The sequence below is a fragment of the Bittarella massiliensis (ex Durand et al. 2017) genome (assembly GCF_009876955.1).
Classification (GTDB): domain Bacteria; phylum Bacillota; class Clostridia; order Oscillospirales; family Ruminococcaceae; genus Bittarella; species Bittarella massiliensis.
Genome location: NZ_WWVY01000003.1, coordinates 15,500 through 28,997 on the forward strand (window position 1 = coordinate 15,500; position 13,498 = coordinate 28,997).

At 62.6% G+C, this 13,498-nt stretch carries 10 protein-coding genes and 1 pseudogene; all 11 read right to left on the bottom strand.

Annotated elements, in window-relative coordinates:
* Positions 1-10: 10 nt before the first annotated feature.
* Positions 11-376, bottom strand: a pseudogene (locus tag GT748_RS15925) (YhfC family glutamic-type intramembrane protease); the annotation flags it as partial.
* 508 nt (positions 377-884) lie between these two features.
* On the bottom strand, positions 885-2,801 hold the full coding sequence (lysS, locus tag GT748_RS03965) for a lysine--tRNA ligase (protein WP_021660341.1): 1,917 nt from the start codon (positions 2,799-2,801) through the stop codon (positions 885-887).
* Positions 2,802-2,918: 117 nt separating this feature from the next.
* Positions 2,919-3,395 carry a transcription elongation factor GreA gene (greA, locus tag GT748_RS03970; protein WP_021660339.1) on the bottom strand — a complete coding sequence of 159 codons (477 nt, stop codon included), beginning with the start codon at positions 3,393-3,395 and terminating at the stop codon, positions 2,919-2,921.
* 98 nt (positions 3,396-3,493) lie between these two features.
* Complete coding sequence (locus tag GT748_RS03975; RefSeq protein ID WP_021660338.1) at positions 3,494-4,249, bottom strand: hypothetical protein; 756 nt, start codon at positions 4,247-4,249, stop codon at positions 3,494-3,496.
* Positions 4,250-4,411: 162 nt separating this feature from the next.
* Positions 4,412-5,779, bottom strand: coding sequence for a S41 family peptidase (locus tag GT748_RS03980; RefSeq protein ID WP_021660337.1), 1,368 nt, complete (start codon positions 5,777-5,779; stop codon positions 4,412-4,414).
* A gap of 235 nt (positions 5,780-6,014) precedes the next feature.
* On the bottom strand, positions 6,015-7,214 hold the full coding sequence (locus GT748_RS03985; protein WP_052537689.1) for a murein hydrolase activator EnvC family protein: 1,200 nt from the start codon (positions 7,212-7,214) through the stop codon (positions 6,015-6,017).
* A 31-nt stretch (positions 7,215-7,245) separates the two neighbouring features.
* Positions 7,246-8,151 carry a permease-like cell division protein FtsX gene (gene ftsX / locus GT748_RS03990; protein ID WP_021660334.1) on the bottom strand — a complete coding sequence of 302 codons (906 nt, stop codon included), beginning with the start codon at positions 8,149-8,151 and terminating at the stop codon, positions 7,246-7,248.
* Positions 8,148-8,828 (bottom strand): cell division ATP-binding protein FtsE, encoded by a 681-nt coding sequence (ftsE, locus tag GT748_RS03995; RefSeq protein WP_021660333.1) that lies wholly within the window; start codon positions 8,826-8,828, stop codon positions 8,148-8,150. Before ftsE ends, ftsX begins: the two co-directional genes overlap by 4 nt.
* 18 nt (positions 8,829-8,846) lie before the next feature.
* The gene (locus GT748_RS04000; RefSeq protein WP_021660332.1) at positions 8,847-9,932 is read right to left on the bottom strand and encodes a PucR family transcriptional regulator; all 1,086 of its coding nucleotides are present in this window, start codon (positions 9,930-9,932) and stop codon (positions 8,847-8,849) included.
* 402 nt (positions 9,933-10,334) lie between these two features.
* Positions 10,335-10,964 (bottom strand): hypothetical protein, encoded by a 630-nt coding sequence (locus tag GT748_RS04005; protein ID WP_021660330.1) that lies wholly within the window; start codon positions 10,962-10,964, stop codon positions 10,335-10,337.
* Complete coding sequence (locus GT748_RS04010) at positions 10,961-12,931, bottom strand: hypothetical protein (RefSeq protein WP_143161611.1); 1,971 nt, start codon at positions 12,929-12,931, stop codon at positions 10,961-10,963. The genes GT748_RS04005 and GT748_RS04010 overlap by 4 nt, the downstream gene beginning before the upstream one ends.
* Between the last annotated feature and the right edge of the window lie 567 nt (positions 12,932-13,498).

The window sequence follows — 13,498 nt, forward strand, 5'->3', positions numbered from 1 at the left end:
GGGAGAGGAGGAGGGGCAGCCCCACCAGGGCCAGGGCCTCCAGCCCCCAATGGCCCAGGCCGAAGGCCATCGCCTCCCCGCAGCCGGTGCGCCCTTTCAGCAGCAGCCGGGCCGCCAGATAGCGGCCCCCCTCCTCAAAGAGGGCGGCGGTGAGGGCCAGGAAGAGGGCGTAGAGCCAGGGGCTGCGAAAGGCCAGCAGGGCCAACCCATCCCACCCCCTGAGCCAACCCAGCAGGGGGATGCGCAGCAGCAGTTGAAAGAGGAGGAAGGTCCCCACCCCGGCCAAGAAGGGGCGCAGGAGGACCCGCCGCCGCACCAGCAGGTAGAAAAGCGCCCCCAAAGGCAGCCCCACCGACACCGCCAAGGTGAATGTCATTGCCAGCGCCGCCACGGTCGCTCCCCCCCTCTTGCTATGCCGGGCCGACTGCCGACCCGGCCGGTATCACAGCCGCCCTCGGCCCCGCGCCTCTTTCACGGTGCACATCGGGTCGGGCCCTTCTGCGCATAAACGGCATTGCCGCCGCCATCCGCTCAGGACGCCGCAAGGGCCGGGCGCACAGCGGCATTTCGGGTCATAGGGCAGGGGGCAAACAGCGCTTGCACTCCTCCCCCTATTTATGGCTATTATACCATAAACAGGGGGAGGCTGCACCCCAAAAAGGGCGAATGAAGGGGCCCCAGACGCCGGGGGGCGGGGCGCGCTGTCAGCTTTCTCTCCCCGCCAGCGCGCCCTCATCGGGTGCCAAAAAAGGCGGGTCTGCCCCCGCGGCTCACCGCCGGTGCAGGCCCGCCCTTCGCCGCCCGGGCGGGCGGCGGGAAGTTGACTTTTTATTCTCTGGCGCAAATAGAGGGGAGCGACCCCAAGCGGGGCGCCTTTCGTGCATTTAGTACAGCTTTGCGCCCGCCGGGATCCGGTCGTCCACCATCAGCAGGTTCAGCCCTTCGCGGCCGTCCTGTTCGTGGACCGCCGAGATCAGCATCCCCTCGGAGGAAATGCCCATCATCTTTCTCGGCGGCAGGTTGACGATGGCGATGGCGGTCTTGCCCACCAGCTCCTCCGGCTCGTAGTACTCGTGGATGCCGCTCAAAATCGTCCGCCTGCGGTCTGTCCCGTCGTTGAGGGTGAACTTGAGCAGCTTCTTCGACTTCGGGACCGCCTCGCAGGCCTCGATCTTTACCGCGCGGAAATCCGACTTGCTGAAGGTCTCAAAGTCCACCAGCTCCTCAAAAATCGGCTCCACCTTTACCTGGGAGAAATCGATCTTCTCCGCCGGCGCTGCCGCCGCAGAGGGGGCGGCGGCAGCCTTCTTCTCGCCGCCGATGGATTTCATGGTCGGGAAGAGGAGCACGTCCCGGATGGCTGGGGAGTTGGTCAGCAGCATCACCAGCCGGTCGATGCCGTAGCCGATGCCGCCCGTGGGGGGCATGCCGATCTCCAGCGCGGTGAGGAAGTCCTCGTCGGTGTGGTTGGCCTCCTCGTCCCCCTGGGCCAGCAGCTTCTCCTGCTCGGCAAAGCGCTCCCGCTGGTCCACCGGGTCGTTGAGCTCGGAGTAGGCGTTGCACATCTCCCGCCCGTAGATGAAGAGCTCGAAGCGCTCCACATAGTCGGGCTTGTCCGGCTTTCTCTTGGTCAGGGGGGAGATCTCCACCGGGTGGTCCATGATGAACACCGGCTGGATCAGGTGCTCCTCCACATACTCCTCGAAGAAGAGGTTGAGGATGTCGCCCTTGGTGTGGCGCTCCTCGTAGTGCAGCTCCCGCTCGTCGGCCAGCTTCTTGGCGGCCGCCGTGTCGGGCACCTGGTCGAAGTCGACGCCGGCGTACTTCTTCACCGCCTCGGTCATGGTCATCCGCTCAAAGGGCTTGCCCAGGTCGATCATGGCGTCGGCGTAGGGGATGAGGGTGGTGCCGCAGACCTTCTGCGCCACGTGGCGGAACATGTTCTCGGTCAGATCCATCATCCCGTTGTAGTCGGTGTAGGCCTGGTAGAGCTCCATCAGGGTGAACTCGGGGTTGTGCCGGGTGTCCAGCCCCTCGTTGCGGAAGACCCGCCCGATCTCGTAGACCCGGTCCAGCCCGCCGACGATCAGCCGCTTGAGGTAGAGTTCCAGCGAGATGCGCAGCTTGATGTCCTCGTCCAAGGCGTTGTAGTGGGTCGAGAAGGGCCGGGCCGCGGCGCCGCCGGCGTTGGCCACCAACATAGGGGTCTCCACCTCCACAAAGTCCTGGCCGTCCAGGAAGTTGCGGATCTCGCGGATGATGGCCGAGCGCTTGATGAAGGTCTCCCGTACGTCCTGGTTCATGATCAGGTCGATGTAGCGCTGGCGGTAGCGGGTGTCGGTGTCGGTCAGCCCGTGGAACTTCTCGGGCAGCGGCTGCAGGGATTTGGAGAGGAGGGTCATCTTCTGGGCCTTGACCGAGATCTCCCCCCGGCGGGTGCGAAACACCTCGCCGGTCAGGCCGATGATGTCGCCGATGTCCCACTTTTTGAACTCGGCGAACGCCTCCTCGCCCAGGCCGCCGATGTTGGCGAAGATCTGGATGCGGCCGGTCTTGTCTTGCAGGTCGATAAAGTTGGCCTTGCCCATGTCCCGGCGGCCCATCAGCCGCCCGGCCAGCGAGACGATCTGCCCCTCCATCCGCTCGAAATCCTGCTGGATGTCGGCGGCGTGGGCGCTCACCTCAAACTTGGTGATGACAAAGGGGTCGCGCCCCTCCGCCTTCAGCCGCTCGAGCTTCTGGCGGCGCACCGCCAGCTCGCTGCCCTCTGCCGGGGCGCCGATTGCTCTCTCATTTTCCACGAAAAAATCCCCCTTTTTCGTCCTTGCGATTCACTCTAAAAAAGGAGCGGGCTCTTCGCTCCGCTCCTTGCAACCCAACTGTTTGGCTCTCCGCCGCTTGACCGGCGGGGCGGGGCACTATTTGCCGATCTTTACAATGGTGTAGTGCACCAGCTGGCCGCTGGGCAGCTCCACCTCGACCGTGTCGCCCTGCTGGTGGCCCATCAGGGCCTTGCCCACCGGCGACTCGTCGCTGATCTTCCCCGACAGGGGATCGGCCTCGGTCGAACCAACGATGGTGAAGTTGTCCTCCCCCTCGTAGGCGTCGCAGGTGCATTTGACCACCGAGCCCACGTTGACGTGGTCGGTGCCGATGTCGTCCTCGTCCAGCACCCGCACGTTTTTCAAACGCTGCTCCAGCTGGGCGATCCGGGCCTCCACCATGGCCTGCTCGTTCTTGGCCTCGTCGTACTCGCTGTTTTCCGAAAGGTCGCCAAAAGAACGGGCAACCTTGATTTTCTCCGCCACATCCTGCCGGCGAACCGTCTTCAGCTGCTCCAGCTCGTCTTCCAGTTTTTTGAGACCTTCTTCGGTCACGATAAGCTGCTTATCCAATGGTTTCTTCTTCCTTTCCGTAAACGGCGGGCACCCAGGCACGCCAAGGCAATATATATATTATAGGGAGTGGGACTGCCAATGTCAAGGCGGATTTCTCACCGCCCCCGCCCCCCGCCGGCGGCCTCTGCCCGGGCGGGGACGCACTGGCGGCGCACGTACTCCGCCAGCTCCCCCAGGGAGATGCGCCGCTTGGCAGAGACCTCCCACTCGTCGCAAAAGAGGTAGGCGGGCTCCACCTGCCCGTCCCGGCAGAGGGCCCAGACCCAGTCCAGCGGCAGCCCCGCGCACTCGGCCGGCTCCACGCCGATGCCGCCCCCGCCCCCCAGGGTGATGCAGCCCGGGGCCCGCACCTCCTCCCCCAGGGGGTTGAGCACCAGCACCGCGCCGCCACTCTGGCCGAGGGCCTTTTCGGCTTCCGCCCAGGGGGAGACGGCAAACAGCGCCCCGGTCTGCAGAAAGTGTTCCTCGGCAAAGGCGCGATATTCCTCCACCCGGTCGGTGGCCACCGTCAGGGTGTTGACCCGGCGCAGGCAGCGGGCCACCAGTTCGCGACAATCCCCCTCCCTGTCGCACAGCAGCAGCCGCAGGCGGCAGGCCTCCTCCCCCAACAGGGCGAGCAGCCGCTCCGCCGCCCCCTCCACCAAGCCGCGGCGAAAGGCGGGGTCCGGCTCCTCCTCCCCCACCGTGTAGACCGGCCCCTCCTGGGCCCGCAAAAAGGCCTGCAGCTTGCGGCTGCTGGGGTAGGTGACTCGGTGCAGGAGATAGCCCTTCTCCCGCAGGGGTTCGCACTTCACCCGGGCAAAGAGGTTGCGGGGAAACGGCCTCTCGTCGGCCCGCAACAGCACCACCATCCGCCATCCCTCCTTTTTCCCAGTATACGAGGGGGCGGCGGGGGGTATTCCCCCCTTTTCGGGCAGGGAGAGAAGGCAGCGCCCAGCGGCCTTTCACATGTTGACATTAAAAATCCGCCCCTCTCTCCGCAGGAGAGAAGGGGACGGATTTCGTCTTTTTCTTTAAAAGGCGTACCAGCTGCGGGGGCCGCAGGCGGCCTCCTGTCCCTCGCCGCCGTCGGAAGACTCGCCCTCCGGGGCGCTGCTCTCGCCCTCGCCCTCGCCGCCTTCCGGCTGGCCCTCTTCCCCCTGGCCCTCGGAGGAGGGGGTGGAAGAGGAGGAGTTGGCGCTGCCCTGGGCGTTGTTCCCGGCGCTCACCACCTCGACGGCCTTTTTGATTTGGGGGTCGGTCTCAACGGTGAGCATGTGGGCCTGCTGCTGTTGCTGGGTGCTGAGGGTCACCTTGTAGTCGGGCTTGAGCCCGGTTTCGTTGAACTTCTCCCCGGAGGGGGGGACCAGGTAGGCCACGGTGATGTCGATGCCCGACCCGTCCGAGAGCTGTTTGTACTCCTGCATGACCCCCTTGCCGTAGGTGCCGGTCCCCACCAGCTTGGCCTTGCCGAAGTCCCGCAGCACGGCGGCGAACATCTCGGCGGCCGAGGCGGTGTTCTCGTTGACGATCACCGTCATGGGCAGGGTCTCCTCGCTCTTGCCCGAGGTGTAGAGGGTCTTTTGCTCCCCGCTCTTGTACTCGGCCGAGAGGATGGTCCCCTCCGGCACCAGGGTGTCCAGGATCTCGGCGGTGACCTTGGTCAGGCCGCCGGAGTTGTCCCGCACGTCGAAGATCAGGCTCCTGGCCCCGGCGCTCTTGAGCTGGTTGAGGGCGTAGTCGAACTGGGAGGCGGTGGTGTTGTTGAATTCAAAGATGCGGATGTAGCCCACCCCGTCCAGGTTCTGGTACTCCACCGAGGGGACGGTGATGCTCTTGCGGATGATCTCCACGCTGTTTTTCACGCTGTCGCGCTGAAAGTCCACCTTGACCTTGGAGCCTGGATCGCCCTGGATCAGGGCCATGGCCTTGGTGACCCCCATGGCCAGAACGTCCTGCCCGTCCACGGCGATGATCAGGTCGTTTTTCTCGATGCCGGCCTCTTTGGCGGGGGAGCCGTCGTAGACCTTGGTCACCCGGATATAGCCCGAGGTGTCGGCCTTTCCCGCCACCCCGATGCCGGTGACCGCGCCGTTGAAGGTGGACTCGATGCTGTTCCACTCCTCCACGGTGTAGTAGCGGGCGTACTTGTCCCCCATCCCGCTGACATAGCCCTTGAGCATGGCGTCCATCAGGTTCTGGTCGGCCAGTTCCCCCACGTAGTTGTCCCGCACGTAGGTGTCCACCTCGGAGATTTTGGAGTACATGGCCTCCCGGCTCTTGGTGGAGTTCATCTTGTTGTCGAACAGCCCAATGGAGAGGACCATGGTGATGGTGAAGGTCAGGGCGCAGACCATGGCCAGCAGGGAGATGAGGACCCCCACAGAAACTTTTTTATTCATAGACAAAACCGCCTTCTCTGCCCGCGGCAAAGGGCGCGGGCGGGATCGCGGCCGCTGCGGCCGCGTGCAAGCCGGGTGCCCGGGGCGCCCGGTGAAAACAAACGATATTTATCATATTATAGCACATCCTGCCCCCTGGGGTACAGCCCCAATCGCGCCGGGGCCGCCCTGCGCGCAAAAGAGGGCCGGCAAAACCGGCCCTCTCTCACCGCCCTGCGGGGGCGGACTCTATGCGTTAACTCTGCAGGTAGGGCATGGGGTTGACGTCGCTGCCGTAGCTGATGCCCTTGCGCACCTCAAAGTGCAGGTGGGGCCCGGTGGAGTTCCCGGTGCTGCCCACATAGGCGATGGTCTGCCCCTTTTTGACGTACTGCCCCTGTTTCACCGCAATCGAGCTGGTGTGCCCGTACAGGGTGTAGAGGCTGCCGCCGTGGTCGATCATCACGTAGTTGCCGTAGCCGGTGTTGCCGTAGCGGACCACCGCCACCTTGCCGTCGTTGGCGGCCACGATGGGTTTGCCGTAGATGCTGGCCTGGCTGCCGCGGGAGATGTCGATGCCGGTGTGGAACTCCCACCCGTAGGCCGCCGACTTGCCGTAGGGGGCCGAGATGTGGTAGTACCCCGGCACCGGCCACTGGAACTGGCCGCCCACGTACTTGTCGCCCATGGTGTCGCCCGCATTTTCGTAGGAGGCCAGCAGATCGGAGATCTGCTGCTGCACCGCCTTCTGCTCAGAGCGGTACTGGGCCACCTGCTTTTCGTTCATGGCCTGCTGGTCCTCCAGAGAGGAGATGCTGTTGCCCACCTCTTCGGCCTGGCTGGCCAACTGGGCCTTTTTGGCGTCCAGCAGGGACTTGGAGGCCTCGATGTCCGCCTTGTTGGCGGCCAACTCGTTCTTGGCGTCCACGATCTCCTGCTTCTCCCGCTCCAGCTGCTCGATGAGCTGCTTGTCGTGGTCGGCGATGCGGGTCATGGTGTCCATCTTCACAAGCATCTGGCTGAAGTCCTCTGACCCGAGGATGGCGGTGAGCCCGTCGGTCCGGGGGGACATGTACTGGGCCCGCAGCCGCTTGCGGAAGAGCTCCTCGTTGTCGGCGATCTCCTCTTCCTTCTGGGTGATAAAGGCCTCTTTTTCGGCGATCTGGGTGTTGAGGGCGGCGATCTTGTCCTCCAGCACCGCCACCTGCTGGCGCACCAGGGAGAGCTGCTCGTCCAGCTGCTCCTTCTGGGCCTGGGCCTCCGACTTGGAGCTTTTCAGGTCGTTGATGCTGTCTTGCAGATCGTTGATCTTGTCGTCGAGCTGGTCGTATTTCGAGTTGAGATCGTCCACCGACGCGCCCTTGGCCGTCTGTGTTCCGCCAAAGGGCCCCGCCAGGGTGATGGCGAGGGCCAACAGCAGGGACACCACCGCCTTTTTTCTGTGGGTTCGATGCATGGGAAAGACCTCCTTCATTTGGAAAAAGCGATCAGACTTTCAGGTGTTTGCGGATGGAGAGCACGCTGCCCAGGGCGCCGGTCCCCATCCCCGTGAGGGCAAAGCCGGCCAGCACCCAGTACCAAATCTCGCCAAAGGGGATGAGGCTGTCGGCCATGGACTGCAAGAACTGGGAGGTGGTGCCCATGATCATGTTCATGATCCCCTGGTACCCGCCCCAGACGGCGAAGTAGGCGATGAGGGCGGCCAGCAGGCCGATGAACATCCCCTCCACCACAAAGGGCAGGCGGATGAAGCCGTTGGTGGCCCCCACGTATTTCATGATGTTGATCTCCCGCCGGCGGGCGAACACCGTCAGGCGGATGGTGTTGGAGATGATGACCAGGGACACCGCCACAAAGACGGCGATGATGGCGATGCCAAAGATGCTGACCATGTTCTTCAGCGAGACGATGGTCTCCGCCACGTCCTGGGGATAGCTGACCGTCTCGACCCCGGGGGCATTTTGAAAGGTGGAGACGGTGTCGTACATGTAGTCGAGGTTTTGCAGTTTGATGCGGTAGGAGGCGGGGAGGGGGTTGTCTTCCTCCAGCCCGTCCAGCAGGGCCGAGTCGGGGCCGAACTCCTCCTTTGTCTCTTTGAGGGCGTCCTCCTTGGAGATGTACTGGTAGCTCTCGATGTTGCCGGTGCCGGCCACCAGCGCCTCCAAATCGACCCGCTCCTCGTCGGTGGCCTCCTCGGCGATAAAGACCACGATCTCGTTTTGGCTCTCCACATAGGCCAGGGCCTCGCCCATGTTGACTGAAAAGAGGGCCGCGACCCCCAAAATCATCAGGCAGGCGCTGAGCACGGCGATGGAGGCCAGGCTCATCAGCTTGTTGTGCCAGATGCTCTTGATCCCGGTTTTGACTAAGTATCCCGTTCCGCTTCCCTTCACCGCGCATCCCTCCAATCCGGCCGGTCGCTCAAAATCGAACCGCCCTCAATGGTGATGACCCGGTGGTCGTACCGGCGAATGAGTTCGTGCTCGTGGGTGACCATCAAAATGGTGGTGCCCACCTTGTTGATGGAGTCGAGCATGTCCACGATCTCCATGGACATCTCGGGGTCGATGTTGCCGGTGGGCTCGTCGGCGATGATGAGGGCCGGCTTGTTGACCAGGGCCCGGGCCAGCGCCACCCGCTGCTGCTCCCCGCCGGAGAGCTCGTTTGGCATGTTCTTCGCCTTGTGGATGAGCCCCACCAGATCCAGCACAAAGGGGACCCGCTTGCGGATCTCCCGGTAGGGGGTGTCGGTCACCCGCAGGGCAAAGGCCACGTTGTCGTAGACGTTCATCGAGGGGATCAGGCGAAAGTCCTGAAAGACGATGCCCATGGACCGGCGCAGTTTGGGCACTTCCCGCTGCTTGAGCCCGGCCAGGGAGAAGCCGTTGACCACCAGCTCGCCGGAGGTCACCTTCTCCTCGTGCATAATGAGTTTTAAAAAGGTGGACTTGCCCGCGCCGGACGCGCCCAGGACAAAGACAAATTCCCCGTCGTCGATGCGGACGTTCACGTCCTTGAGCCCATAGGTGCCGTTGGGGTACACCTTGGACACATTTTTGAATTCAATCATGTAAAAACTGCCTCAATATCAGTATTTCACAGGGTTGGAGTTCAGATATTTCTTGACCATCAAGGCCACCTTGAAGACAATGGCGTGATCGAATTCCCGCAGGTCCAGCCCGGTGAGCTTTTTGATCTTCTCCAGCCGGTAGACCAGGGTGTTGCGGTGGACAAACAGCCCCCGCGAGGTCTCGGACACGTTGAGGTTGTTCTCGAAAAACCGCTGAATGGTAAAGAGGGTCTCCTGGTCCAGCTGGTCGATGGAGCCCTTTTGGAACACCTCTTTGAGGAACATCTCGCAGACGGTGGTGGGCAGCTGGTAGATCAGCCGGGCGATGCCCAGCTTGTCAAAGGAGACGATGGTCTTCTCGGCGTCGAACACCTTGGAGACCTCCAGCGCCACCTGGGCCTCTTTAAAAGAGCGGGCCAGGTCTTTGATGCCGGTGACCACGGTGCCGATGCCCACAAAGGAGCGGATGTAGAACTCGCTGGAGAGGGTGTCCACAATGCTGCGGGCCAGCTTCTCGATGTCCTTGGTCTCGATGTCGGGGTGGATCTCCTTGACGATGACGGTGTCGGTCTCGGAGATGTTGAAGATGAAGTCCTTCTGCTTGTCGGGGAAGAGGTTGACGATCACATCGTAGGCCGAGACCTCGGTCTTGCCCACGGTGCGCACCAACAGCACGATGCGGTGGGCGTCGGTGCCAAAGTGCAGCTCCCGCGCTTTCACGTAGACGTCGCCGGGCAGGATGTTGTCCAGGATGACGTTTTTGATGAAGTTGTTGCGGTCGTACTTCTCGTCGTGATACTGTTTGATGCTCGTCAGCGCCACCGTCAAAAGTCCCGCATAGCTGGCGGAGATGTCGTCGATGCCGGCCACGAAGACGGCGTAGTCGCCCTTTTCGTTGGTGCCAAAGGGCTTGAAGGTATAGCCCTCTTTGACAAAGCACTCCTTCAAATTGGCATTTTGCAGATTGCAGCCCTCAAATACATCGCCGATCTTGGTCAGCTCGCTGCAGGAGATGACGTTCCCCTTGTCATCGATCACACCGATGACCCGGTCCACCGTGTCTTTCATCTGGTGGATGATGCCCTGAAATAATCTGTTAGACATAGTGCGATTCCTCTCTTTTCCGAAGGTGCATGGCCCTGGCGGCAAAAGGGCCCCGCCGAGGCGGGGGACCCGGCCACCTCCATTGTGGAAAATGCCAGTATTGCCAAACCATATTATCTATATTGTACACAGCTTTTGGTATTTGTGCAATATAAAACGCGAAGATATTTCACGAAATTGTGCAATACTAAAGCGAACAGAGGGAATCACCCCTGCAATTGGCAGTATAGTTTACAATTGTGACTGCAATTTTAACGTTCTGTGAACGGTGGGGGGGTAAAATAGCGGTTTTACAGGGAAAAAGAGGAAGCCGGGCGAACTCGCCCGGCTTTTGTCCGCTCCCCTTCTGGGGCGCTTTCCCCCCTCTTTTGAGGGGAGAGGGGCTCTCTCAAAAGAGGGGCTTCACTCCCGCATCCGCCGCAGCCCCCAGCACCCCAGGGCCGCCAGCAGCAGCCCCGCCGCCGCAATGACCCCGCACTTGGGCCAAAAGGTGGGGCCGGTGTGCACGTCGAAAAAGATGGTCGTCTGCTCCATGACCTCCCGCTCCAGCAGATAGGCGCCAAAGCAGTAGGCCGCGCAGAGGAGCAGCGGCACCGCCAGGGAGTGCAGGAGCTCCATCAGCAGCAGGCAGAGCCCCCAGACAAAGAGGACCTGCGCCCCGGTCTTGGCCAGGTGCTCCGCCCCCATCTCCGGCAGCAGCCAGACCCCCGCCGCCACCGGCAGGGCCGCGTGGAGGAGGTACCAGACCAGGGTGAAGAGGACCGGCCCCAACCGGCCCCGGTAACCCCCGTAGATGTAGAGCAGCTCCCGCCCGTCGCCGGTGAGCTCCTCCTTGCGGGCCATCACCAGCCACCAGACTGAAAAGAGGGGGATCACCTGCTCGCAGAGGCGAAGGTAGCTGGTGGCGGCCAGAAGCGGGTCCTGATGGTACCAGATGGCCAGCATCCCCGGCAGCACCAGCCAGAGGGCGATCAGCGGCGGCAGGTACCACCAGCCCATCCCCCGCATCTTCCAGTAACACAATCGGTTCATCCCTCCGCCCCCCTGCGCAGGTCATTCAAAAATTCCAGGGCAGTGCGGGTGTCGGTCTCGTCGGCCAGGTAGGCTTTCACCTGGGCGATCACCGGCTCCTCCCCCAGGCGGAACACCGCCTCGCCAAAGGGCTGCACCACCGTCCAGCCGCCGCACCTGTCCAGGTCGATGACCCCCAGCATCGGCTCCGGCAGCCCCGCTCCCACACAGTTGACCTCGAACGCCTTGCGGGTGCGCTGGTCCAGCAGTAAGATGGCCGTCTGCGCCACCTTCTCCTTCTCCGGCGCGTCCGCCAGCGCCTGGTGGACGAATTCGTCCGCCACCCACCGCATGGGCGGGACACGGCAGAGGTAGTGGTCGGAGAACTCCACAAAGGGGGTGTAGTTCACCCAGTCGGACTGGTCGGTGAGAAAGACCGGTTTGTCCTTTAGCTTGTCGGAGAAGTCAAACCCCAGCTGGGCGGCCGCGTCCAGCCGGCTCTGGTACTCGTCCCAGAAGATGTTCCCCATGCGGTGGGAGAGGGAGGCGCTCACCAGCTCCATCCCTCCGCAGTCCCCGCGGGTCACCAGTCCTCCCAGCAGGGTCACCCCCTGGGTGCGCCCGGCATAGCCCTTCTCCGCCGGGGGAAGGGAGACTTCCAGCGGGCAGGAGGCCGACACCTGTAAGGTGAAGTCCTTCTCCGCTCCCACGGCGGCAAAGGGCACCTCGTTCTCTTCATACAGGGGTACCCACCCCTCCAGGGGGTAGTAGCCAAACCCCGCCGGCAGAAAGACCGCCTGCCGGTTGGAGTAGGAGAGCCCACCCTCGCCCCTGTACTGAAAGACCAGCTCCTCCAACCGCTCTCCCGCAGGAGGGTAGACCGTCAGGTAGTCGCCCTCCCGCTTGTAATCCAGGGGGTCGCCCGCCCCGTCGGTGAGGGAGGTGAGCTTGTAGCCGTGGTAAAGGGTGAAGCGGCAGTCCGCCCCCACCTCGTTTTTCTCCACCGCAAGGACGGCCGTCCCCTTGAGCCGGTCGGTGATTTTCAGCTTCAGGTCACAGGAGCGAACGGCGAAGTCCGCCGGCTGGTCTCGGACAGGATTTTCGCTGTAGTAAAAATAGAGCACATCCGATGTCCTGTCCGGGCCTTCTTCCCGCACCAAGGCCGACCCGCGGAAAAAGAAGCCCCCGACGCAGAGGACCGCCAGCCCCCCGCACAGCAGCGCAGGCCAGCGCCGCCGCATCCGGCAGCCCAGCCAGAGAAGGCCCGCCAGCAACAGGAGCCAGAAGGCGACCCGGAAAAACCGGTACCCCTCCAGGCCAAAGCCGTAGTCCTCGTCCAAGAGCGACCGACTCTGGAAGGGCAGGGTGAAGAGGGTCAGCAGTCGCCCGGCGGCCCTCCCTCCAAAGATGTTGACCGCCTCCAGCAGTTCGGCAAAGAGGCTGGAGGAGAGGTAGCCGATGAGCACCATCACCCCGTAGGCAGTGTAGCGCCCGGCAAAAAGGGCCAGAACCGTTCCCATGAGACAGGCCGCAAAGCAGGGTAGGAAGAGGTAGAGCAGGTGCGCCCCCAGTAGGTTGAACCCGTAGCCCAGGGTGGCCCCCTGGTAGCGCAGGCAGGCGTAGAGATTGTACCCCCCGTACTGCAGGGTCAGCAGGAAGGCAAAGCCCGCCAGCACCAGCAGATGGGCCAATACCACCCGCCCCAGGCCGTTTCTGCCGGTCCCCCAGACCTCCTGCAGATTTTCGGCGCGGATCCCCTCGCTCAATTCATACCCGATGAAAAGGCAGAAGAGAAACGGCACCAGGGAGTAGCTCAGTAACATGGCGTTGACCATCGACGGGTTGACCGCTTCCACCGCGTATTTTGAAAACGGCCCGCCAAGGTAGGACAGGCACTGAAAGTGGGCTGCCGCCAGAGAGAGGATCACCGCAAAGAGCAGGGATTTCTTGCGAAACCGCTGCACCGTCAAACAAACCAGCCTCTTCACCAGGCCCATCCCCTTTCAAAACAGGGAGGCACCGCTTGGTCAGTGCCCCCCTACCCTTCGCCTTCTATCCACTGTGGACAATGGGTGTCCCCACCCCTTCAGCCGTTGGCACTGCCAGGGCCTTTCTCCACCAACGGCGGCTATCCGTGGCCTACCCAAGCCAGAGGCCCTTGGAAATACATCGGGCGCGCCGCCCCCTCACCCCTGGCTGGCTGTGGGGGAAACGATTTTCCTCTTTCCCGGCAGCGGGCACCGGAAGAGAGCGATGTCAGACCGCCTGCGCCCCCGGCAAGGGTGGAAAGGCAAGGGATGCCACAGCCGCAGCCACCCCAATCCCTTCGCCATCCTGATCGCCTCTCTTTTCAATAAGAGCAGCAGGGCGCCCCCTACCGCTCCAACACTCCGTCCGGCGGGATCATCCTTCTACATCCAGCATAGCCCTTTCGCGGAAAAAATCAATCATATTATATAAAATAATATCAATTTGTAGTTTTTAATCATTCAAAAAGAATTGAAATGTGCAGATATTCCATATCTTTTCTGCTATCCCCCTGTTATACTGATAAA